The sequence below is a fragment of the Cryobacterium sp. MDB1-18-1 genome (assembly GCF_004402735.1).
GTDB classification, from domain to species: Bacteria; Actinomycetota; Actinomycetes; order Actinomycetales; family Microbacteriaceae; genus Cryobacterium; species Cryobacterium glucosi.
In genome coordinates this window covers 11,502-34,786 of sequence record NZ_SOFR01000017.1, presented here as the reverse complement: position 1 = coordinate 34,786, position 23,285 = coordinate 11,502, and the positions used below count along the sequence as shown (strand labels likewise).

The 23,285-nt window shown below is 67.8% G+C and carries 20 protein-coding genes and 1 riboswitch; of the genes, 5 read left to right on the top strand and 15 right to left on the bottom strand.

Annotated features, from left to right (window positions below; genetic code table 11):
* The 7 genes from E3O50_RS04330 to E3O50_RS04300 form a co-directional block, all read right to left on the bottom strand.
* Positions 1-1,446, bottom strand: a 1,446-nt coding sequence (locus E3O50_RS04330) for an ABC transporter ATP-binding protein (protein ID WP_241980935.1), incomplete at its 3' end; no start/stop codon positions are given.
* A gap of 257 nt (positions 1,447-1,703) precedes the next feature.
* The gene (locus E3O50_RS04325; protein ID WP_134450148.1) at positions 1,704-3,071 is read right to left on the bottom strand and encodes an MFS transporter; all 1,368 of its coding nucleotides are present in this window, start codon (positions 3,069-3,071) and stop codon (positions 1,704-1,706) included.
* Between the two features lie 266 nt (positions 3,072-3,337).
* Positions 3,338-3,817 (bottom strand): 6,7-dimethyl-8-ribityllumazine synthase, encoded by a 480-nt coding sequence (gene ribH, locus E3O50_RS04320; RefSeq protein ID WP_134450147.1) that lies wholly within the window; start codon positions 3,815-3,817, stop codon positions 3,338-3,340.
* Positions 3,814-5,076 carry a GTP cyclohydrolase II gene (gene ribA / locus E3O50_RS04315; protein WP_134560716.1) on the bottom strand — a complete coding sequence of 421 codons (1,263 nt, stop codon included), beginning with the start codon at positions 5,074-5,076 and terminating at the stop codon, positions 3,814-3,816. Before ribA ends, ribH begins: the two co-directional genes overlap by 4 nt.
* A complete protein-coding gene (locus tag E3O50_RS04310; RefSeq protein ID WP_134450145.1) occupies positions 5,073-5,705 on the bottom strand; it encodes a riboflavin synthase in 633 nt (210 codons plus the stop codon). The genes ribA and E3O50_RS04310 overlap by 4 nt, the downstream gene beginning before the upstream one ends.
* A gap of 1 nt (position 5,706) precedes the next feature.
* Complete coding sequence (gene ribD / locus E3O50_RS04305; protein WP_241975515.1) at positions 5,707-6,765, bottom strand: bifunctional diaminohydroxyphosphoribosylaminopyrimidine deaminase/5-amino-6-(5-phosphoribosylamino)uracil reductase RibD; 1,059 nt, start codon at positions 6,763-6,765, stop codon at positions 5,707-5,709.
* Positions 6,766-6,858: 93 nt separating this feature from the next.
* Positions 6,859-6,989, bottom strand: a riboswitch (FMN riboswitch).
* 78 nt (positions 6,990-7,067) lie between these two features.
* Complete coding sequence (locus E3O50_RS04300; protein WP_255454143.1) at positions 7,068-8,039, bottom strand: sugar-binding domain-containing protein; 972 nt, start codon at positions 8,037-8,039, stop codon at positions 7,068-7,070.
* 150 nt (positions 8,040-8,189) lie between these two features.
* On the opposite strand from E3O50_RS04300, the gene E3O50_RS04295 reads away from it, so the two are divergent.
* The 3 genes from E3O50_RS04295 (at position 8,190) to glpK (ending at position 12,449) form a co-directional block, all read left to right on the top strand.
* Positions 8,190-9,905: a glycerol-3-phosphate dehydrogenase/oxidase gene (locus E3O50_RS04295; protein WP_277870866.1), complete on the top strand. Its 1,716-nt coding sequence runs from the start codon at positions 8,190-8,192 to the stop codon at positions 9,903-9,905.
* 152 nt (positions 9,906-10,057) lie between these two features.
* Positions 10,058-10,822 carry an MIP/aquaporin family protein gene (locus E3O50_RS04290; RefSeq protein ID WP_134450143.1) on the top strand — a complete coding sequence of 255 codons (765 nt, stop codon included), beginning with the start codon at positions 10,058-10,060 and terminating at the stop codon, positions 10,820-10,822.
* 112 nt (positions 10,823-10,934) lie between these two features.
* A complete protein-coding gene (gene glpK / locus E3O50_RS04285) occupies positions 10,935-12,449 on the top strand; it encodes a glycerol kinase GlpK (protein ID WP_134560714.1) in 1,515 nt (504 codons plus the stop codon).
* Between the two features lie 94 nt (positions 12,450-12,543).
* Here the strand turns inward: glpK and trpS are convergent, their stop codons facing one another.
* From trpS to E3O50_RS04245, 8 genes are all read right to left on the bottom strand, one after another.
* On the bottom strand, positions 12,544-13,557 hold the full coding sequence (gene trpS / locus E3O50_RS04280; RefSeq protein WP_134449418.1) for a tryptophan--tRNA ligase: 1,014 nt from the start codon (positions 13,555-13,557) through the stop codon (positions 12,544-12,546).
* Between the two features lie 56 nt (positions 13,558-13,613).
* Positions 13,614-14,477 carry an exodeoxyribonuclease III gene (locus tag E3O50_RS04275; RefSeq protein WP_134449417.1) on the bottom strand — a complete coding sequence of 288 codons (864 nt, stop codon included), beginning with the start codon at positions 14,475-14,477 and terminating at the stop codon, positions 13,614-13,616.
* Between the two features lie 9 nt (positions 14,478-14,486).
* Positions 14,487-15,569: a YihY/virulence factor BrkB family protein gene (locus tag E3O50_RS04270; RefSeq protein WP_134560713.1), complete on the bottom strand. Its 1,083-nt coding sequence runs from the start codon at positions 15,567-15,569 to the stop codon at positions 14,487-14,489.
* Between the two features lie 379 nt (positions 15,570-15,948).
* A complete protein-coding gene (locus E3O50_RS04265) occupies positions 15,949-16,707 on the bottom strand; it encodes a succinate dehydrogenase iron-sulfur subunit (RefSeq protein ID WP_134449415.1) in 759 nt (252 codons plus the stop codon).
* Positions 16,708-18,522, bottom strand: coding sequence for a succinate dehydrogenase flavoprotein subunit (sdhA, locus tag E3O50_RS04260; protein WP_134560712.1), 1,815 nt, complete (start codon positions 18,520-18,522; stop codon positions 16,708-16,710). It abuts the gene before it with no gap.
* 16 nt (positions 18,523-18,538) lie between these two features.
* Complete coding sequence (locus E3O50_RS04255; RefSeq protein ID WP_134560711.1) at positions 18,539-18,991, bottom strand: succinate dehydrogenase hydrophobic membrane anchor subunit; 453 nt, start codon at positions 18,989-18,991, stop codon at positions 18,539-18,541.
* An 11-nt stretch (positions 18,992-19,002) separates the two neighbouring features.
* Positions 19,003-19,419, bottom strand: a complete 417-nt coding sequence (gene sdhC / locus E3O50_RS04250) for a succinate dehydrogenase, cytochrome b556 subunit (RefSeq protein WP_134449412.1) — start codon at positions 19,417-19,419, stop codon at positions 19,003-19,005.
* A 114-nt stretch (positions 19,420-19,533) separates the two neighbouring features.
* Complete coding sequence (locus E3O50_RS04245) at positions 19,534-20,688, bottom strand: glycosyltransferase family 1 protein (protein ID WP_134560710.1); 1,155 nt, start codon at positions 20,686-20,688, stop codon at positions 19,534-19,536.
* Positions 20,689-20,788: 100 nt separating this feature from the next.
* On the opposite strand from E3O50_RS04245, the gene E3O50_RS04240 reads away from it, so the two are divergent.
* Both E3O50_RS04240 and E3O50_RS04235 read left to right on the top strand, forming a co-directional pair.
* Positions 20,789-21,910 (top strand): mannose-1-phosphate guanylyltransferase, encoded by a 1,122-nt coding sequence (locus E3O50_RS04240; RefSeq protein WP_134449410.1) that lies wholly within the window; start codon positions 20,789-20,791, stop codon positions 21,908-21,910.
* Positions 21,911-22,095: 185 nt separating this feature from the next.
* Positions 22,096-23,199: a BMP family ABC transporter substrate-binding protein gene (locus E3O50_RS04235; protein WP_134449409.1), complete on the top strand. Its 1,104-nt coding sequence runs from the start codon at positions 22,096-22,098 to the stop codon at positions 23,197-23,199.
* Positions 23,200-23,285: the final 86 nt, after the last annotated feature.

Here is a 23,285-nt window from a genome sequence, read left to right as displayed (position 1 = left end):
GGCGGTCGCGGCGGCCCTGGCGGACGCGTTCGCCGCGGCCGCGGACTCCGCGGCGAGGGCTGCGGCGGGCCGCGCGGCAGCCATAGTTGCTGCGGCGTGCTCCGCCGCGGCAAGGTGGGCGGCGGCCTGCTCGGCGTGAGCCAGGTCGACGGCCGCCCGGTCGGCCGCGGCGCGGTCGGCAGCGGCGAGATCGGCGTCGACCAGGTCGGGTTCGGCGAGCATCGCCTCGATCACGCCGGGAGCAACGAGGGCCGTCACGAGCGCGTTCGGCATGACGTCCGCGGGGGGACCGGCAGGCGAACCGCCGGAATCGCCGGTACCGGACCCAGTACCAGGCCCGGCACCAGGCCCGCCGTCGCCCGCAGCGGCGACGGGCGCCGCGGCATCCGCCGTCGACGCCTGGGTCGCGTACCCGAAGAACACGTTCTCGAAGGAGATCGCGGGGGCGTCCGGGCGGACCGATTCGTTGGCGGCGCCGACGGTGATCGCGAGCGGGAACAGGTCGCGGTCGAACTGGTCCTCTGCGGGCAGGTCGATGATCTCCTGGATACGGCCGAGGGCGCCGAGCGCCGAGTTGACCGAGGTGATCGCGCCGAAGGCCTGGCCGAGCGGCAGGATCATCAGGAACAGGAAGAGGATGAACGCGATCAGGTTCGCGACCGTGATCTGGCCGCTCGCGACCCGGAAGCCGCCGACGCCGAGCACGACGAGGAAGGACACCTGCATCGCGATGCCGGCGATCGGCACGACGAGGGCTGAGATCTTCGCGACCTGCAGCCCCATCTGGTACGCGCCGGTCGCGTCGGCGTCGACGGCCGCGATCTCGCGGTCTGTCGCGTTCGAGGCGCGCACGGTTCGAATCGAGCTGATCGCCCGCTCGACGCTCGCGGCGAGGGCGCCGACCTTCTCCTGGGCCATGCGGCTCGCGACGCGGATCCGCTGCGAAAGCAGCGTGACCGTGACGACGGATGCCGCGATCACGAGCACGGTCAGCCCGAGCAGAACCGGGTCGATCACGAGCATCGCGATCAGCGCGCCGAGGAAGGTGAGCGAACCGCCGATCGCCTCGACGAGTCCCTGGGTGAGCACGGCGCGCAGCAGGGTCGTGTCAGAGCCGACCCGGGAGACGAGGTCGCCGGTGCGACGGGTGTCGAACTCGCTGATCGGGAGGCGCAGCATCCGCCCGATGAGCTTGCGCCGGCTCGAGAGCACGACGCCTTCCCCGGTGCGCTGCAGCAGGTAGTGCTGGTATCCGCTGATCAGCCCGGACACCACGACGAGCGCGACGAGCCCCCAGACGAGTGCGCCGAGCGGCTGGTTCTGCTGCACGACGGTGATGACCTGGCTGACCAGCAGCGGCTGGGCGAGGCTCGCGAGCGCCCCAAGGATGCTCAGCAGGACGACGACACTGAGCACCTTCTTGTGCTCGAGAAGGTAGGGGAGCAGCTGGCCGAACGTCGCGCGCGGGCCGTTCGCAGCATCCGCCCGACGCCCAAGACGCCCGAGGCGGCTGCGCGGCTTCGGTGCCGCGGCCGGTGCGGGCCCGGTAGATGCTGCGGTTTCGGCGGGCGTGTTGGCGTCACTGATCGGGGTACTCACCAATCGAGCTTAACCTCAAACCTCGACCGTGACCCGTCCCGTCCCGGTCGAGAGTGACCCGCGCAACGGGCACTCTCGACCGGAACGGTCACGGAAGGGGCGGGCTACGCCTCGATGTCGACGTCCTTGGTCTCGCGGCTGAGCAGGAGGGCGACCAGGGTGATGACCGCCATCACGGAGAGGTACACGCCGACCCAGAACGGGCTGCCGCCGCCGAGCGTCCAGAGCCAGACGGCGATGAACGGGGCGACCGCCGCACCGAGGATCGAGCTCATGTTGTACGCGAAAGCGGAACCGGTGTACCGCACCGCTGTCGGGAACAGTTCGGGCAGGAGGGCGCCCATCGGCCCGAACGTCATGCCCATCAGGGTGAAGCCGAGGATCAGGAAGATCATCACGCCGAGGAACCCGGCGCCGAGCAGCGGCACGAAGAGCAGTCCGAAGACGATGATCGCGAGGGTGACCCAGATCAGGGTGCGGCGGCGGCCGAAGCGGTCGGCCCAGGGCCCGGAGGCGAGGGTGAACACGCCGAAGAACAGCACGCCGGCGATCATCATCAGCACAAAGGTCGTGTAGCTGTAGCCGAGGCCCGCGACGGGAGCGGTTGTCGCCGCGCGGCCGTAGCTCAGGCTGAACGTCGTCATCAGGTAGAACAGCACGTAGGTCGCGAGCATGATGAAGGTTCCGAGGATCAGTTCGCGCCAGTTGGACTTGAACACCGCGGCGAGCGGGAGCTTGTGCACCCGGTTCGTGCGCGTGGCCTTCGTGAAGGCGTCGCTCTCGACGAGGCGCAGCCGCACCCACAGGCCGATGATGACCATCACCGCGGAGAACAGGAACGGCACCCGCCAGGCCCACTCGAGGAACGCGGTGGACGGCCGGGTCGGGTCGTCGCTCGGCAGCAGCGTGGCGATCAGCAGGAACAGGCCGTTCGCGATGATGAAGCCGATCGGCGCGCCGACCTGCGGGAAAGTTCCGTACCAGGCGCGTTTGCCCTTCGGAGCGTTTTCGGTCGCCACGAGGGCGGCACCGCTCCACTCTCCGCCGAGCGCGAAGCCCTGGGCGAGGCGCAGCACGACGAGCAGCAGCGGGGCGAACCAGCCGACCTGGGCGTAGGTCGGGAGCAGTCCGATCAGGAAGGTCGCGATGCCCATCGTGAGCAGCGCGCCGACGAGGGTCGCCTTGCGGCCGACCTTGTCGCCGAAGTGCCCGAAGACGAGGGCGCCGACGGGACGGGCGACCATGGCCGCGCCGAAGACCGCGAAGGAAGCGAGCAGCGCCGTGGTCTCATTGCCGGTCGGGAAGAAGAGGTGCGGGAAGACGAGAACCGCCGCGGTCGCGTAGACGTAGAAGTCGTAGAACTCGATCGTGGTGCCGATGAGGCTCGCGAGCACGACGCGGCTGCGGGGGTTGGTGGGCGCCTGCGGCTCGGGGGTTGCGGCTGACGGATGTGACAGTGTGGATGAGGACATGGAAGAGAGTCCTTCCGTGGTGAGGGGGCGTGATCGGGCGTGTCGACCCGTGCGGGAGCGCCGGCGTCGATCAGGCGTCGTGCCCGCGCGGGGGTGCCCGGAGGGAGGTGTCCGCTTGTGGCGATCACTCTGCACCATACGTCCGTGACTCGTCGGACTCAAATCCTGAGGCGAACCGTCGCCCAATCGGGACTTTCCGTTTCCGGGGCCGAGGGTGCGAACGGATGCCCCTGCCGGCAGCCGCTGCCAGTGACCGATCTCGGGTATTACGAATTCGGCATACAAAGGGCGCGCAGCACCTGGGCGGTGTTGATCGCAGCGGATGCCGCTTCCTCGCCCTTGTCCTCCTTCGAACCGGGCAGGCCGGCCCTGTCGAGGCCCTGCTGCTCGTCGTCGAGGGTGAGCACGCCGAAGCCGACCGGCTTTCCGGTGTCGAGGGCGACCCGGGTGAGACCGTTCGTTGCGGCAGCGGACACGTACTCGAAGTGCGGGGTGCCGCCGCGGATGATCACGCCGAGCGCGACCACGGCATCCGCCCCATTGTCGAGGGCGACCTTCGCGGCGACCGGCAACTCGAAGCTGCCCGGCACGCGCACGAGCGAGAACGTGGCGCCGGATGCCTCGAGTACCCGGGTGGCGCCGGCGATCAGCCCATCGGTGATGACGTCGTGCCAGCGGCCGGCGATGATGACGATGGTGAGGCCCGTGCCGTCGACGACGACCGTGGGCGAGCCTGCTCCACTCATAGTGCGAGTCCTTTCACGATGTCCCGGTCGGCCAGGTGGTGGCCCATGCGTTCGCGTTTCACGGCGAGGTACTCCTGGTTGTCGATGCCCACGCCGACGATGAGCGGAACGCGTTCGACGACCGTGACCCCGTGCTCTTCGAGCTGGCGGAGCTTCTCGGGGTTGTTGGTGAGCAGGCGCACCGAGGAGATGCCCATCTGGTCGAGGATCGCGCTCGCGGCGCCGTAGTCTCGGGCGTCGGCGGGCAGGCCGAGCGCGAGGTTCGCGTCGATCGTGTCGAGGCCCTGTTCCTGGAGCTTGTATGCCCGCAGCTTGTTGATCAGGCCGATGCCGCGACCCTCCTGGCCGCGCAGGTAGATCACGATGCCGCCCTCGGCCTGGATGGTTTCGAGAGCCGCGTCGAGCTGCGGTCCGCACTCGCACTTGAGCGAACCGAAGGCCTCCCCGGTGAGGCACTCGGAGTGCACCCGCACGAGGGCGCCGTCCCTGGGCGTCCCCGAGACGAGGGCGACGTGGTCCGCTCCGGTCATCCGGTCGCGGTATGCCCGGATCTGGAAGTCGCCGTGCCGGGTCGGCACGGTCGTCTCGACCTCGAAGTCGACGCGCGGGGATTCCCGGATGGCGTGCGCGGTCGGCAGCTCGGAGTCCGCGTGGAACTCGTCGAGGTAGGCGATCAGGTCGGCGATCGTGATCACGAGCACACCCTCGCGTTCGCCGAGCTCGAGGAGGCCGGGCAGGCGCATCATCTCGCCGTCCTCTGCGACGATCTCGGAGATTCCGGCGACGGGGGCGAGCCCGGCGAGTTTCATCAGGTCGACGGCAGCCTCGGTGTGGCCGTCGCGTTCGCGCACGCCGCCGTCCTTCGCGCGCAGCGGCATGATGTGGCCCGGCCGGTGCAGGCTCGAGGGGGTGGATGCCGGGTCGGCGAGCACGCGCAGGGTGTGGGCACGGTCCGCGGCGCTGATGCCGGTGCTGAGCCGGTCGGCGGCGTCGACGGAGATCGTGTAGTTCGTGCCGCGGGGGTCTTCGTTGTTCGGCACCATGATCGGCAGGTTGAGCTTGTCGGCGAGCTCATTGGTCATCGGCGCGCAGATGAACCCCGAGGAGTAGCGCACGGTCCACGCGAGCCATTCCTGGGTGGCCATCTGCCCCGAGATGATCACGTCACCCTCGTTCTCCCTGCCTTCGTCGTCGGCGACGATGACCGGCTTGCCGAGACGCAGTTCCGCGAGCGCGCTGGGGATGTCTGCGAGGCTCATGAGTGACTCCTTCGTGATCCTGCGTCCGCGAGGGCGAGCATGCGCTCGACGTGGCGGGCCAGGATATCGGTTTCGATGTTGACGTGCTCTCCGACCGTTCGTTTTCCGAGCGTGGTGGCCGTGAGGGTTTCGGGGATGAGGGAGACTTCGAACCACTGCTCGGGTTCGGTCGCCGGGCTGATCGTGCTGACCGTGAGGGAGACCCCGTCGACGGCGATCGAGCCCTTGTTCGTCACGAGGGGCGCGAGTTCGGGGGAGAGGCTGAACCGCAGCACTCGCCAGGCGTCGCCAGGGGTGACCGCGAGCAGCTCGCTCGTGCCGTCGATGTGGCCCTGCACGATGTGCCCGCCGAGGCGCCCGCCGACGAGGGCGGCCCGCTCGAGGTTGACCGGTGTTCCCGGCCCCGCCTCGGCGAGAGTCGACATGCGCAGGGTCTGCGCCATCAAGTCGGCGGTGAACGTTTCCGGCGTGCGCTCCACGACGGTCAGGCAGACGCCGTTGACGGAGATCGAGTCGCCGATCGCGGCCCCGGACACGGCGAGAGGCCCGCGGACGGTCAGGCGCACCGCATCCGTGCCCTGTTCGACCCGGTCGACGGTGCCGAGTTCCTCGATGATTCCGGTGAACATGTCAGATCCTTGTCTCTGTGTGTGCGGTTTCCGCGTGCGGGAAGTCCAGGGGCCGGGCGATCACGAGCAGGTCCTCGCCGAGGCGCTCGATGCCCTCGACCGTGAGCCGGCGTTGCTGGTCGATCCCGGTCACGCCGATGTCGCCGAGGGCGAGCCCGCCGCCGCCGAGCAGGGTCGGAGCGAGGTAGACGAGGTATCCGTCGACAAGCCCGGCCGCGACGAAGGCGCTCGCGAGTCCCGGTCCGCCCTCGATGAATGCGCTGCGGATGCCGCGGGTGTGCAGGTCCTGGAGGATCCGGTTCAGGTCGGGGCCGGGGTAGAGCAGCGGCGGATGCGGGTGGTGCCGGATCGCGGCATCCGCAGGCACCGCGCGGGTCCCGATCACCACGGGGATCGGCTGGTTCGGGAGCAGGCTTCCGTCGGCGGCACGGGCCGTGAGGGCAGGGTCGTCGGCGAGCACGGTGCCGGTGCCGACGAGGATCGCGCCTGCGGCCGCGCGCCGCCGGTGCACGTCGAGGCGGGCATCCGGGCCGGTGATCCAGCGGCTCGAGCCGTCGGCCGCGGCGGTCCGGCCGTCGAGGCTCGAGGCCCACTTGAGCGTCACGAACGGGCGGCCGAGCCGCGCGGCGACGAGCCAGTCGGCGAGGAAGGCTTCTCCCTCGTCGGCGAGCACCCCGCCGACGACTTCGACGTCGGCGGCACGGAGTCGCTCTGCGCCGCCGGACGACGCGCGGCCGGGATCGGAGACGGCGAAGACGACCCGGCTCACGCCCGCTTCGATCAGGGCGACGGCGCAGGGGCCGGTGCGGCCGGTGTGGTTGCACGGTTCGAGGGTGACGATGACGGTCGCGCCGCGGGCGGCTCCGGCCGGGAGGTGAGACAGGGCGTCGACCTCGGCGTGGGCAGTGCCGGCGCCGCGGTGCCAGCCTTCTGCCAGGACGACGCCGTCCGGGTCGACGATGACGCAGCCGACCCGCGGATTCAGTCCGGTGGCCGGGCCGTTGGCAGCGAGGGAGAGGGCGCGCCGCATGAGCATGTCACGCTCGGTGTCCTGGATCATTCCCGCCCCATTCGTTTCTGCAACGAAATCCGGGGGTGGACTGTGGGTACGCGTACGCCACAATCCTTCGGCGGGCCCCGAAGGTCCAACCGAATCGTGCGCCTCTCATCCGGACTTTAACCGTCGGTGCTGGAATTTCACCAGCTCAACCGTTTCGCCCTGGGGCGGAACGGGTCGCGGACTTTCACCGCCGGTTCGGATTTACACCGACCCCGGAGCACGTTTCTTGCTTCTAGTTATAGCCCAACGCCACCACTCCCGGATAATTCCCTCCCGGCCCTGTGCAGGATTTGGACGTTTTCTTACGACCCGACCAGGGCGCGGGCCGTGCCCTCGTCGATGAACAGGTCGGTGATGAGGCCGGCGGCCAGCGCGCCGCGGAGGCTGTCCACCTTGGACGTGCCTGCGACAACGCAGATGCGCCGCGGGGTGCGGCGCAACACCGACAGTTCCGGTCCGGTCCCGCGGTCGTTGAGCGGGATGCCGTCTGTCGAACCGTCCGCGCGGTAGAAGACGGTCGCAACGTCGCCGACGACCCCGGCGTCGCTGAGCGCCGTGAACTCCTCGTCGTCGAGGTAGCCGCCGACATACACATGGCTGGGAACCATGGAGAAGGGCGATCCCACGCTGAAGAGGGCGACATCCATGTTGCCCTGCATTTCCAGCAACCGGCGCAGTCCGCGTTCACGCCAATAGGCCGTGCGTGTGGCCGGATCGTCGAAGAAGGTGGGAACCGGGAACTGCTCCAGGCGGGCGTCGAACGCGTTGCTGAATCGCCGCAGGATCTCATTGGCGTAGTCGAGGCCCGTGCTGCGGGTGTTTCCGGCGCCGTTCAACTGCACGATCTGCGCGTTGTGGGTGCGCTTCGGTGTCAGGTGGCGGCTGACGGCATTCATCGTGGAGCCCCAGGCGATGCCCATGATCATGTTTGAGTCGAAGAATTCGCCGAGAATCCGTGCAACGGACAGGGCAACTCGCTCCAGCCTGTCGACGTCGCTGGCATAGTCGGGCACCGGCAGAACGTGCGCGGTGACCTGGAACCGGTCCAGGATCAGCTTCTCGACCCGGCTGGGAGCGTCGAGTGGAGAGCGGATCTGGATGTCGACCAGCCCGCTGGCCCTGGCCTGGCTGAGCAGGCGGGACACCGACGAACGGGAGGTGTGCAGCTCCTGCGCGATGGCCTCCATCGTGAGGTCCTGCACGTAATACAGCTGCGCCGCGGTGAGGGCGTCCGAGGTGCGGTCGGACAGGGGCGGATCATTCGGATGGATCACGGCGACTCCTTGCACATATGTTCACGGCTCTTGACCGTTTGTGTAGAACTTAGCAGGGTAGAAGCCTCCCGTCCCGCAAAGTTTCCCAGCCGCAAAGAAGTGAGCGAATCAGTGCCGTCAACTCCCGATCAGTCATCCTCCGCCCGTCCGCTGTCCGGAGCCGCCGCCCAGGCCGCCCTGCAGGAACTCCCCCGGGCCCAGGTGCTCATCATCGGAGCCGGGATCAACGGCATCGCGACCTTCCGTGACCTGGCGATGCAGGGCATCGACGTCGCGATCGTCGACAAGGGCGACTACGTCTCCGGCGCCTCGTCGGCCTCCTCCCACATGATCCACGGTGGTGTGCGCTACCTCGAGAACGGGGAATTCCGCCTGGTCAAGGAGTCGGTCGAGGAACGCAACAGCCTGCTGAAGATCGCCCCGCACTACGTCAAGCCCCTCAAGACGACCATTCCGATCTACTCCACCTTCTCCGGGGTGATGTCCGCGCCGATGCGCTTCCTCACTCACCGCCAGGCTGCGGCCCAGGAACGTGGCGCCTTGCTGATCAAGATCGGCATGATGCTCTACGACTCCTTCTCCCGCGACGGCGGCACGGTGCCCCGGCACGAGTTCCTCGGCAGGAAGGCATCGCTCAGACTGCTGCCGCGCCTCAACCCGGGCCTGAAGTACACCGCCACGTACTACGACGCCTCGATGCACGACCCCGAGCGCCTCGCGCTCGACGTGCTGGCCGACGGCCTGGCCGCCGGTGCGCACGCGCGCAGCGCCAACTACATCGAGGCCATCGGTATGGATGCCGCGGGCGTGCGTCTCCGGAACACGGTCACCGGCGCCGAATTCAGCTTCGAGGCCGTCATCGTCGTCAACACGTCCGGGCCCTGGACCGACCTCACAAACACGGCCCTCGGTCAGACCAGTACGTTCATGGGCGGCACCAAGGGGTCGCACATCGTGCTCGACAACCCGGAGCTTCTCGCGGCAACGGGTGGCCGCGAAATCTTCTTCGAGCACAAGGACGGCCGCATCGTGCTGATCTACCCGCTTGCGGGTCGGGTGCTGGTCGGCACCACCGACCTCGAACACGACATGACCCAGCCCGCGCTCTGCACCGAAGGCGAGGTCGACTACTTCTTCGATCTCGTCAAGCACGTCTTCCCGGATGTGGCCGTCAACCGCTCAGAGATCGTCTTCCGGTTCGCCGGTGTGCGCCCGCTGCCCCGGCACGACGACGAGGCGCCGGGGTTCGTCTCCCGCGACTACCGCATCGAGTCCCGTCCACTCGGTGCCCGACCGGGCACCCTGCTCAGCCTCGTCGGCGGCAAGTGGACGACGTTCCGGGCCCTCGCCGAGCACCTGAGCGGTGACATCCTCGCCCTGCTCGGCCGCACCCGGGTCGTGTCGACGGCCGGCCTCCCCATCGGCGGCGGCCGCAACTTCCCGGCGACGGATGCCGCGCACCGGGTCTGGATCGCCGCGAACGGCGACGAGGTCGGCGCCTCGAGGGCCGACGAGCTGCTGACCCGCTACGGCACCCGCGCGGTCGACGTGATCGACTTCATCACCGCGGAACCGGACGCAGTGCTCCAACGCCACGCCGACTACTCCCGTCGCGAGATTGAATTCCTCGCGGCCACAGAATCCGTGGTGCACCTGACCGACCTCGTGCTGCGACGAACGAGCATGGCCTTCCGTGGTGAGCTCAGCCTGGCGCTGCTCGAAGAACTCGCCGGAGTCCTCGCTCCCGTCCTCGGCTGGGATTCCGCGCGCGGGGCAGCCGAGCTCGACCTCGCCGTCGACGTGCTGCGCGACCGGCATGGTGTCGACCTCACCACGGTCGACGCGGCATCCGCTTCACGCGCGTAGGCGACGATCTGCACAAACGTGCACGGTTGAATGCACCATTGGCCGCGCAGAGTCGATAGGTTTCTCGAGATTCGTTTTGCAGCCATAACCGGCCCAAACACTGTCTCATTTCCAGCGTCAACAATTCGGCTTCACTGAACAAGGGTGTCACTGTGGACAATCTCGGTATCGTTTTCCTCTCGGAGCTGGTGGGCACGGCCCTGCTCGTCCTCCTCGGCTGCGGCGTGGTGGCCAACGTGGCCCTCGCCAAGAACAAGGGGTTCGGCGGTGGTTTCCTGATGGTGACGATCGGGTGGGGCCTCGCGGTCTTCTCCGGTGTCATCGTCTCCTACAACTCCGGTGCTCACCTCAACCCCGCCGTCACCCTCGGCCTTGTCGCATCGGGTGCGACGGAATTCGGCTCCGGCGTTCCGGTCAACGTCGTGTCGGTGCTCACGTACATCGGCGCGCAGATGCTGGGCGCCATCATCGGCGCTGTCTTCTGCTGGCTCGCGTACAAGCAGCACTTCGACCAGGAACCGAACCAGGCCAACAAGCTCGGCGTCTTCTCGACCGGTCCGGCCATCCGCTCCTACGGCTGGAACCTCGTCACCGAAATCATCGGCACGTTCGTGCTGGTGTTCGTGATCATCGCCTTCGGCGGCGGTCGCCAGGGCGTCAACGGCGGGCTGGCCGCGCTCGGCCCGCTTCCGGTGGCCCTGCTCGTGATCGTGATCGGCACTTCGCTCGGTGGGCCGACCGGGTACGCGATCAACCCGGCCCGTGACCTTGGTCCGCGCATCGCGCACTTCATCCTGCCGATCAAGGGCAAGGGCTCGTCCGACTGGGCGTACTCCTGGGTGCCGGTCGTCGGCCCCATCATCGGCGGGGTGCTGGCCGGCCTCGTCTCGACCGCGCTCCTGCCGATCCTCGCCTAGCGCGGCATCCGCCGGTGGCGCCGGCGGGGCGGATGCCTCCCCGGACATTCCCACACAGCTTTCACCTCACCCGCTTAACCTGACACACACACGAATAACAAAGGAGTTATCAATGGCTGACTACGTCATCGCGATCGACCAGGGTACGACCAGCACCCGGGCGATCATCTTCGACAAGGCCGGTTCGATCGTCTCGAACGGCCAGCTCGAGCACGAGCAGATCTTCCCCCGCGCCGGCTGGGTCGAGCACGACCCGATGGAGATCTGGAACAACACCCGTGAGGTCATCGGGCAGGCGCTGTCCAAGGCGAACCTGACCCGGCACGACATCGCCGCGGCCGGCATCACCAACCAGCGCGAGACCGCCGTGGTCTGGGACCGCACCACCGGGCTCCCCGTCTACAACGCGATCGTGTGGCAGGACACCCGCACCCAGCCCATCGTCGACCGCCTCGCCGCCGACGGGGGCGTGGAGCGTTTCAAGAAGCAGGTCGGCCTGCCGCTCGCCACGTACTTCTCGGGCACCAAGATCGTCTGGATCCTCGAGAACGTCGAAGGCGCCAGGGCCAAGGCAGATGCCGGCGAGCTGATGTTCGGCACGACGGACTCGTGGGTGCTCTGGAACCTCACCGGCGGCCTCGAGGGCGGCGTGCACGCGACCGACGTCACCAACGCGAGCCGCACGCTGTTCATGGACCTCGAGACCCTGCAGTGGGACGACGACATCCTCGCCGCCTTCGACGTGCCCCGGTCGATGCTGCCAGAGATCCGCTCCTCCTCCGAGGTCTACGGGATCGCGAGCGGCCACAGCCTGCTGCGGGAGACCCCGATTTCGGGCATCCTCGGCGACCAGCAGGCCGCGACGTTCGGCCAGGCCGCGTTCGACCAGGGCGAGGCGAAGAACACCTACGGCACCGGTAACTTCCTGATCTTCAACACCGGCACCGAGATCGTGCACTCGAAGAACGGGCTGCTCACGACCGTGGGCTACAAGCTCGGCGACGGCGAGACGCACTACGCGCTCGAGGGCTCGATCGCCGTCACCGGAGCCCTGGTCCAGTGGCTGCGCGACAACCTCGGCATCATCGGTTCGGCCTCAGAGATCGAGGCGCTCGCCCTGTCTGTGAAGGACAACGGCGGCGCCTACTTCGTACCGGCGTTCTCCGGCCTGTTCGCGCCGTACTGGCGTGCCGATGCCCGTGGTGCACTCGTTGGACTGACCCGCTTCGTCAACAAGGGCCACATCGCCCGGGCAGCACTCGAGGCGATCGCGTACCAGTCGCGTGAGGTTCTCGACGCGGTCAACGCCGACTCTGGCGTTCCGCTCACCGAGCTCAAGGTCGACGGCGGCGCGGCGGCCAACGACCTGCTGATGCAGTTCCAGGCCGACATCCTCGGAGTCTCGGTGGTGCGCCCGGTCGTGGCGGAGACGACCGCCCTGGGCGCCGCGTATGCGGCCGGCCTCGCGGTCGGCTTCTGGAACGACCTCGACGAACTCCGCGCCAACTGGCAGGAGGACGCCCGCTGGGAGCCCCAGCTCGACGTCGCCGAGCGTGACCGCCTGCTGCGCAACTGGAAGAAGGCCGTCACCAAGTCCCTCGACTGGGTGGACGAGGACGTCCTCTAGCTCACTGCGCTCGAGCGATACCGGCGTATGTGGCCGATTCGGACAGTTGCGGCCCGCGGGCCGGCAACAGTTGTCCGAATCGGCCACAGTTGTGTCAACGAGCGAATCGGGGCGGGAGCAGGCCGACGCGGTCGTACGCACGGGCGAGGGTGGCATCGGCAACGGATGCCGCCCGCGCGGCGTTGACGGCCAGCAGGCGGTCGAGCTCGGCCGGGTCGTCGAGCAGCTCGATCACCCGGGCGCGGATCGGACCGAAGGTACCGGTGACGACCTCGGCGAGGCCCTTCTTGAGGTCCCCGTAGCCGCGGCCGGCGTATTCGTCCTCGAGGGACTGGACCGTGCGCCCGGCCATGGTCGAGTAGATCGTGAGCAGGTTGGCCACGCCGGGCTTGTTCTCCCGGTCGAAAACCACGCCGCCATCGGCATCCGTCACCGCGCGCATGATCTTCTTGGCGGTGACCGAGGGCTCATCGAGCACCCAGATCACGCCGGCGTGCGACTCTGCCGACTTCGACATCTTCGACAGCGGGTTCTGCAGGTCGTAGATCTTGGCGGTCTCCTTCTGGATGGAGGCCTCCGGCACCACGAACGTGTCGCCGAATCGCGTGTTGAACCGCGCCGCGATGTCGCGGGTCAGCTCGACGTGCTGGCGCTGGTCCTCGCCGACGGGAACGACGACCGTGTCGTAGAGCAGGATGTCCGCGGCCATCAGGATCGGGTACGCGAACAGTCCGACCGTGGTGCCGTCGGAACCCTGCTTGGCGGACTTGTCCTTGAACTGGGTCATCCGGCTGGCCTCGCCGAAGCCGGTGATGGTGTTCAGCACCCACGCGAGCTGCGCGTGCGCGGCAACGTGTGACTGCACGTAGAGCGTCGAGGCGTCGGGGTCGATCCCGCTCGCGATGTACTGCGCCGCGGTGCGGCGGGTGTTCTCCCGCAGCTTGGCCGGGTCCTGTGCGACGGTGATGGCGTGCAGGTCGACGATCGAGAAGAACGCGTCATGCGTCTCCTGCAGCGACTTCCAGTTCAGCAGGGCGCCGATGTAGTTGCCGATCTGCAGCGATTCGGCCGACGGCTGCATGCCGGAGTAGAGACGGGGCTTGTCCATGATTCAGATCTTTCGTAGCGTGTGGCCGCGGGCCGGAGCCGGAGGCGTGAAATGGGTCAGAGCGCGTAGTCGACGACGACGGGGGAGTGGTCCGACCAGCGCTGGTCGTAGGCATCCGCGCGGTCGACCGCGTAGTCGACGACGGATGCCGCCAGGAGCGGGGTTGCGAGCTGGTAGTCCAGTCGCCAACCGGTATCCGTGTCGAAGGCCTTGCCGCGCTGCGACCACCACGTGTACGGCCCCTCCACCTCACCGGCCCACTTGCGGCCGACGTCGACCCAGCCGAGACCGGCGCCGGCGTTGTAGCCGGCTTCGTCCTCCGCGCCGAGGATGCGGTCGAAGTACGCCCGCTCCTCCGGCAGGAACCCCGCGTGCTTGCGGTTGCCGCGCCAGTTCTTGATGTCGAGGGTGCGGTGCCCGACGTTGAGGTCGCCGAGCACGACCGCGCGTTCACTGTGCGCCGCGAGCTCGGGCAGCCGAGCGAGCATCGCATCGAGGAACTTGTACTTCTCGACCTGCTTCGGGGTGTCGGTTTCGCCGGAGTGCACGTAGGTGCTCACGACGGTCACGATCGTGCCGTTCACCTCGTAGTCGGCCTCGAGCCAGCGCCCGGCGCTGTCGAAGTCCTCCGCGCCGAGTTCGACCCGGTGAATGGATGCCGTCGACCGGCTCGCGAGGGCGACCCCGGCCCGTCCCTTGGCCGTCGCGGCATCGTGGAGAATGCTCCACTCCGGCCCGAGCAGGCCCTCGAGGTCCTCGGTCGACGCACGGACCTCCTGGATGGCGAGGATATCGACGTCCCGTCCGGCCAGCCAGTCGCCCATCCCCTTACGGTAAGCAGCGCGCACCCCGTTGACGTTGATCGAGGCGATGCGAAGCGGCTGGGCAGACGGCGTTGAAGCTGCAGGCGTAGACGGCATGAACCAAGTCTAGGTCGGCGGGGCGAAGGGGGCTGCGCGCTTCTCGGCGGCGCGCAGCCGGCGAGCGGATGCCCAGCGCCGGCCCCAGGAGGACGCCTCGTGTGCAGCCCTGGCGTCCCGCAGCTCCGCGAGCGCGGCGATGCGCCGCGCCTCGAGCTCGCGCGCTTCGGCCGCAGCGGCGGCCTCGTCCGGGTTCACCGGCTGCGGCGGGATGCCCGCGTCCTGCATCCCGACCGAGATCCAGGAGGCGGTGAGGAGGATCACCGTGTTCATGAAGTTGAACCAGATCAGCAGCCCGATCACGACGGCGAAGGTCGCGAGCAGGGGGTTCTTGCCCGCCCCACCGAGGAGGGCGCCACCGAGCACCTTGAGCCCGCCGAGCGCGACCCCGCCGAGCAGGGAGCCGGACACGAGCTTACGGAACGGGATGTGCACCCGGCTCAGCACCCGGAACAGCACGGCGAGCGTGAGGGTGTCGATGACCAGCACGGCGAGCAGCCCGATCGTGCGCGCCCCCACGATGAACCCGAGAGAGTCCCGCGAGACGCCGAGGAAGCCGAGGATGCCGCCGAGGGCCTCCGTGCTCGCGAGCGAGATCAGCGCGGAGACGATGAGTGCGAGTCCGAAGCCCGCGCCGAGGCCGAGCTCCCTGAGCTTGACGAGCAGGAAGAAGGTGCCGTCGCGCGGCATCCCGAAGATGCTGCGCACGGCCTGCGCGGTCGTCGACAGCCAGCCGAGGGTCGTGCCGATCAGGCCGACGAGAGCGATCGCACCGGTCCAGGTCAGCGTCCCCGTGCTCGCGAGCTCGGTCGGGTCGATCACTCCACCCTTGCCGATCAACCCGGGGACGGACTGGTTGATCAGGGCGTACAGCTGGTCGAGGAGCGCCGGGTTCGAGGTCAGGCAGAGCCCGGCGATCGAGAAGCCCACCCAGATCGCCGCGAAGATCGCGAAAATGGCCTGGTAGGTCATGCCCCCGGCGAGGATCGCGCCGCTGCTTTCCCCGAAGTGCATGAACGCGCGCACGGGCCGCCACTGCATGATGCGCTTGGACAGGGTCGTCAGTCGGTTCACGAATGCGGGCGGCTTCACCGCATAAGCCTAACGATTTCCGCAAACGCCCACGAATACCCCCAGTTCGGGGGCGCAATCACTCGTGAGACTCCCTCACCTCTTGCGCCCGACCGCCCGGATCTGCGACGATCCGAGAGTCCACCCGTCCAGACCGGTCATCCGACACCCGAAGCGGATGCCCCGGCCGGGCCCGATCGCCTCGCTCCGGCGCGGCGCTCCCGGGTCCAGAACGGCTCGTTCGGCACTGTCCGAGCCGGGTCGATCTGGCTCGTGGACTGAGCGACGGTCACTCGACCCGGCCAGCCGCCGGGGACGCGCGACCAGCCGGTGGCGACGAAACCCGAGTCGGCGCCACCGGCTACTCCGGATGGGATTCGTGCGTGTGAGACTCCTGCGCTCAGGCCTTGCCGCGCAGGATCGCCTGCTTGACCTCGGCGATCGCCTGCGTCACCTGGATGCCGCGCGGGCACGCCTCCGAGCAGTTGAAGGTCGTCCGGCAGCGCCAGACGCCCTCCCGGTCGTTCAGGATGTCGAGGCGAACGGCTGCGTTCTCGTCGCGTGAGTCGAAGATGAAGCGGTGCGCGTTCACGATCGCGGCCGGGCCGAAGTACTGCCCGTCCGTCCAGAACACCGGGCAGCTCGAGGTGCATGCCGCGCAGAGGATGCACTTCGTGGTGTCGTCGAAACGTTCGCGCTGGGCGACGGTCTGGATGCGCTCCTTGCCGCCGACGGGCGCGGTGTTGGACACCAGGAACGGCTGAACGGCCCGGAACGATTCGAAGAACGGCTCCATGTCGACGATGAGGTCCTTCTCGAGCGGAAGTCCCTTGATCGCCTCCACGTAGACCGGCTTGGTGATGTCGAGGTCCTTGATCAGCGTCTTGCAGGCCAGGCGGTTGCGGCCGTTGATGCGCATCGCATCAGAGCCGCAGATACCGTGCGCGCAGGAGCGCCGGAACGACAGGGAGCCGTCCTGCTCCCACTTGATCTTGTGCAACGCGTCGAGCACCCGGTCGGTCGGGTACATCTGCACGTCGAAGTCTTCCCAGTGCGGCTCGTCGTCGACCTCCGGGTTGAAGCGCCGGATGATGAGCGTGACGGTGAAGGACTGAATCTCCTCGGGCACGACCGGGGCGTCTGCGAATGCGGTGCTCACTCAGTACTTCCTTTCCATCGGCTGGTAGCGCGTGATGGTGACTGGCTTCCAGTCCAGCGCAATGTGGTCTGCGGCATCCGCTGAGAGCGGGTCACCGGTGAGGTACGCCATCGTGTGCACGAGGTAGTTCACGTCGTCGCGCAGGGGGTAGTCGTCGCGCATGTGGCCGCCGCGGCTTTCCTTGCGGTTGCGGGCGGAGTACACGACGACCTCGGCGAGGTCGAGCAGGAAGCCGAGTTCGACTGCCTCGAGCAGGTCGGTGTTGAACCGGCGGCCCTTGTCCTGCACGCCGATGTTCTTGTACCGGTTGCGCAGCGAGTGGATCACCTCGGTGACCTCGGAGAGCGACTCGTCGGTGCGGAAGACCTGCGCCTTCGCATCCATCGTCTCCTGCAGTTCCTTGCGCAGCACGGCGATGCGCTCGGTTCCCGTCGACGAGCGGATGCCCTCGAGCAGTTCGCGCACCGTCCCGGCCGGGTCATCGGGCAGCGAGGTGAACTCCGCGGTCTTCACGTAGGCGACGGCGTTGTTGCCCGCGCGCTTGCCGAAGACGTTGATGTCCAGGAGTGAGTTGGTGCCGAGCCGGTTCGAGCCGTGCACCGAGACGCACGCGCACTCGCCGGCGGCGTAGAGGCCGGGAACGACGGTGGTGTTGTTGCGCAGCACCTCGGCGTTGACGTTGGTCGGGATGCCGCCCATGGCGTAGTGCGCCGTCGGCATCACGGGCACCGGTTCGGTGACCGGGTCGACTCCGAGGTAGGTGCGGGCGAACTCGGTGATGTCCGGCAGCTTGGTCTCGAGCACTTCGGCGCCCAGGTGGGTGCAGTCCAGGTACAGGTAGTCCTTGTTCGGTCCGGCGCCGCGGCCCTCCGCGACCTCCTTGACCATGCAGCGCGCGATGATGTCGCGCGGGGCGAGGTCCTTGATCGTCGGGGCGTACCGCTCCATGAAGCGCTCGCCTGAGGCGTTGCGCAGGATCGCGCCCTCACCACGGGCTCCCTCGGTGAGGAGGATGCCGAGGCCGGCGAGGCCGGTCGGGTGGAACTGGAAGAACTCCATGTCCTCGAGCGGAAGGCCCTGGCGCCAGATGATGCCGACGCCGTCACCGGTGAGGGTGTGCGCGTTCGAGGTGGTCTTGTAGATCTTGCCGAAGCCGCCGGTCGCGAAGATGAAGGCCTTGCCCTGGAAGACGTGCAGTTCGCCGCTCGACAGGTCGAGTGCGACGACGGCGGACGGCTGGTCGACACCGTCGACCGGGGTCATCACGAGGTCGAGCACGTAGTACTCGTTGAAGAAGTTGATGCCGCGCTTGACGCAGTTCTGGTACAGGGTCTGCAGGATCATGTGGCCGGTGCGGTCGGCGGCGTAGCAGGCGCGGCGCACGGGCGCCTTGCCGTGGTCGCTCGTGTGGCCGCCGAAGCGGCGCTGGTCGATCTTGCCCTCCGGGGTGCGGTTGAAGGGCAGGCCCATGTTCTCGAGGTCGATGACCGCGTCGATGGCCTCCTTCGCGAGGATCTCAGCCGCGTCCTGGTCGACGAGGTAGTCGCCGCCCTTGACGGTGTCGAAGGTGTGCCACTCCCAGTTGTCTTCCTCGACATTGGCGAGCGCTGCGGCCATGCCGCCCTGGGCGGCTCCCGTGTGCGAACGGGTCGGGTAGAGCTTGGAGATGACCGCGGTGCTTGCCCCTGGTCCGGCCTCGATGGCTGCGCGCATCCCTGCACCGCCTGCTCCCACGATCACGATGTCGAACTTGTGGTAGTGCACGCCGTCGATCACGGTGGATTCGGTCGGTGCGGTGTTTGATGCATCCGTCATGTGCTGGTGTGAGCTCCTAGATGGCCGGGCAGAACTTGGGAAGAAGGTCGGCGGGCGAACCGGCCGGGCAGGGGTCGAAGGTGAAGACCACGAGCGTGCCGAGCACGATCAGGATCACGACGGCGGCGAGGATGGCCCACTTGAAGATGCCGCGGGTGACCCGCTGGGTCGCGTAGTCGTTCACGATTGTGCGCATGCCGTTGCCGCCGTGGATCAGGGCGAGCCAGAGCATCGCCACGTCCCACCACTGCCAGAACGGGCTCGCGAGCTTGCCGGCGACGAAGCCGAAGTTGAGGGCGTCGACGCCCTTGCCGATCATCAGGTTCACGAAGAGGTGACCGAAGATGAGCACGATGAGCACGACGCCGGAGCCGCGCATGTAGATCCAGCCCCATTTTTCCCAGTTGGTGCCGCGCTTGCCCGTCGGGCGCGCGTATGGGCTCCTGGGGGAGTCAAGTGTGGTTGACATGGCTGCTCCTCCTAGTGACTGAAGACGTTCATGAGGTGGCGGGGGGCGAAGCCCAGCATCGTGACGACCCAGAGGCCGATGACGACGTAGAACATCACCTTCTGGTACTTCGCGCTCCAGAAGTCGATCAGGATGATCCGGATCCCGTTGAACGCGTGGAACACGATCGCCGCGACGAGCGCCGTCTCGCCGAGACCCATGATCGGCGTCTGGTAGGTCGAGATGACCGCGTTGTACGCCTCGGGGCTCACGCGCACGAGCGCCGTGTCCAGAATGTGGACCAGCAGAAAGAAGAAGATCGCAACACCGGTGATCCGGTGGAGGACCCACGACCACATACCCTCGCGGCCCCGGTACAGGGTTCCTGCGGGGCGGCGTGACGTGGTCTTCTGCTGGGATGTCAATGTCCGTGCCGATTGCTGAGGCATGACCAACCTTCCCTGGCTGAATGAGCGGCCTCGAATAGTGCAGGCCGGCACTGCGCTGGTGCGCGTGCAACCATCCTAAGTGTCTCTAGGCCGAGATATTATCCGCGAGGGCCCTCAGCGCTGCATTGACAGCGGAACCGCCGTCATCACGCGGATGGCGGCACGTTCGTCGATGACTTTGTCGTAGTAACCGACAAGGGTTTCGCAGACGTTCTCCCACGAGCGGCCGAGCACCGCCCTCCTGCCGGATTCGCCCATCCGCAGCCGGAGCGGCGCGTCATCCACGAGCCGCGTGACACAGCGCCGCAGATCGCGTTCGTCGTCGGGAGTGAAGAGGAATCCGTTGTCGCCGTGCGCGACGAGGTCGATCGGGCCGCCGGCGTGCGGGGCGACGACGGGGAGCCCAGCCGCGTGCGCCTCCTGGATCGTCTGGCCGAAGGTCTCTTCGGTCCCGGCGTGGACGAAGACGTCGAACGCGGCGTAGGCGTCGGCGAGGGCGGACCCGGAGAGCCGGCCGAGCCACGTCACCGGCACGCCGGCGAGTTCGCGCTGGATGAGCGGCACGGACGGCCCGTCGCCGACGAGGGCGACACGGATGCCCGGAACGCCCCTGAGGGCACGGAACCGTTCGACCTGTTTCTCCGGCGCCATCCGGCCGACGTAGCCGATCACGACCTCACCGTTCGGGGACAGGCGCTTGCGCAGCTCGGCGACGGCCGGTTCGCTCCTCCGGTTCGGGTGGTAGCCGACGAGGTCGACGCCGCGCGTCCACCGGGCGAGCCTGCGCACGCCGACCCGTTCGAGGTCCGCCATCGAGGCAGAGGAGGGCACGAGGGTGAGGTCGGCGCCGTCGTGGATCCACTTGACGAGGCGCCAGGCGATCTTCGTCGCCTGGCCGAGCCGGTTGCGCCTGGCGTAACCGGCGACATCCGTCTGGAAGATCGCGACGCTCGGGATGTCGAGGCGGTTCGCCGACGCGATGCCCTGGGCGCCGAGGAGGAACGGGGAGGCCGCGTGCACGACATCCGGGCCGAAATCGGCGAGCAGGCGCTGCACGTGCGGGCTCGGCATCCCGACAGGGAACTGGCGGTAGGAGACGGCGGGGACGCTCAACACCGGGAAACCCGCGTATTCGGAAGGAGCACCGGCGGGGGCGATGACGATCGCCTCGTGCCCGGTGCGCTGCAGGTGCTCGAGCACCTTGCAGACGCTCGTGGTGACCCCACTGACGGTGGGGAGGAAACTTTCACTGACGACGGCAACCCGCATGTTTCGAGCGTATGCACCCCTCGAAACAAGCACGTGAATACCCGGAACCACTGCGTGAATACCCGGTGAACAGCCCCCCGGCGGCCTGTAGTCTGGCCGAATGACCCAGGCACCTGACCCACTCGAGCGCTTCTACAGCGTGATCCCCGCCGGCGGCATCGGATCCCGCCTGTGGCCGCTCTCCCGCGCGGACGCGCCGAAGTTCCTGCACGACCTCACCGGGTCAGGCCAGACCCTGCTCAGGGACACCTGGGACCGGCTGGCCCCGCTCGCCGGCGACCAGCGCATTATGGTCGTCACCGGTCGCGCGCACCGCGCCGCCGTCGAGGCGCAGCTGCCGGAGCTCGCCGACCTCAACGTCGTGCTCGAGAGCGAGCCGCGCGAGTCGACGGCGGCCATCGGCCTCGCCGCGGCCATCCTCGAGAAACGCGAACCCGGCGTCATCATCGGGTCCTTCGCGGCCGACCACGTCATCAAGGGCGCCATCCTGTTCCGCCAGACCATCGTCGAGGCCGTCGCGGCAGCGGATGCCGGGTACATCGTTGCGATCGGCATCCGGCCGACGGAGCCCGCGATCGGATTCGGCTACATCAAGACGGCCACGCCGCTAGAAATCCCGGGGGCGCCGAACGCGCAGTCCGTCGATTCCTTCGTCGAGAAGCCCGACCTCGCGACGGCGGAGGCGTACGTCGCGAGCGGCCACTACCTCTGGAACGCGGGAATGTTCATCGCCAGGGCCGATCGACTGCTCGAAGAGATCGGCGCTGCGGAGCCCGAGCTGCTCGCCGGGCTGCTCGAGCTAGCCGATGCGTGGGACACCCCGCGCCGCGGCGCCGTCGTCGACAAGGTCTGGCCGAGGCTCAAGAAGATCGCCATCGACTACACCGTCGCGGAGCCGGTCGCGGCGCGCGGCCAGCTCGCCGTCATCCCCGGCCAGTTCGACTGGGACGACGTCGGCGACTTCGCGTCGATCGCCAAGATCCACGCGAACGGGCGGAAGCGCGACCTGGCGATCCTCGGTGAGGGCGCCCGCGTGCTCGCCGACTCGTCGAGCGGAATCGTCGTGAGCCACACCGGCCGGATGATCGCGCTGATCGGCGTCGAGGACATCGTCGTCATCGACACGCCGGACGCTCTGCTCGTGACGACGAGCGCGAATGCGCAGAAAGTGAAGGCCGTCGTCGACGCCCTCAAGCTCTCCGGGAGCAGCGACGTTCTGTAGCCGACACCGTCGGAATCGTTTGTGCCGGTCTCCGGCTAATTGTGCACGGATTTGTTTCGTGCAGGTAGCGGGTTGATAACGCTTAGCGCACCTATCGAGTTTGCTCAACTGAGCAATGAAACATTGGGTAACCTGATTGCACACAGCCCCGTCGAACCCGCGCCGGGCCAGCAATGGAGGTCATCTTGACAATCACCAAACGAAGGGCCGTTTTCAGCGGACTCGCCACCTTAGGCGCCGTAGCCCTGCTCGCCGGTTGTGCGGCGGCGCCGAGCACCGGCGGCGCCACGTCGACCGCTGCGGTCACCGACTTCACCCCCTGCATCGTTTCCGACGCCGGCGGCTTCGACGACAAGTCCTTCAACCAGTCCAGCTTCGACGGAATGACCCAGGCAGCGGATGCCCTCGGCGTCAAGTTCAAGCAGGCGGAGTCCAAGACGACCGACCAGTACGCGGGCAACGTCAGCAGCATGGTCGACCAGAACTGCAACTTCATCCTCACGGTCGGCTTCGCGCTCGCGAACACCACCCGCGACGCGGCCAAGGCCAGCCCAAAGACCGACTTCGCCATCATCGACTCCGCACTGTCGAATGACGACTTCAGCCCCCTTGCCCTCGACAACGTCAAGCCGGTCCTCTACGACACCGCCCAGGCCGCCTTCCTCGCCGGTTACCTTGCTGCAGGCACCACCAAGACCGGCATCGTCGGCACCTACGGCGGCAAGCAGTTCCCATCCGTGACGATCTTCATGGACGGCTTCGCCGATGGCGTGACGTACTACAACACCCAGAAGTCGAAGTCCGTCAAGCTCCTCGGCTGGGACAAGGCCGCCCAGGCCGGAACCTTCGCCGGCAGCTTCGATGACATCAACCAGGGCAAGGCACTCAGCACCAACCTGATCGACCAGGGCGCCGACATCATCCTTCCGGTTGCCGGGCCGCTCTTCCAGGGCACCGCGCAGGCCATCCAGGACTCCGGCAAGGACGTTGCCATCGTCGGCGTCGACAGCGACCTCTACGCGACCGCACCGGCCACGAAGGCGCTCTACCTCACCTCGATCATGAAGCAGATGGCGGATGCGACCAAGGCGATCGTCGTTGACGCGGCGAACGGCAAGTTCAGCGCGACCCCGTACATCGGCACCCTCGAGAACAAGGGCGTCGACATCGCGCCCCTGCACGACTGGGAGTCCAAGGTCGACCCCGCGCTCGTGAAGGAGGTCGACGCGATCAAGGCCGACATCATCAGCGGCAAGCTCAAGGTCACGTCGCCGTCTACCCCGAAGTAACACACCAGGAAGTGCCATCGCGGGGAGGCCAGCGAGAGCTGGCCTCCCCGTGTGCTTTAACCCCCGGCCGCTGACCCCCCCCCCCC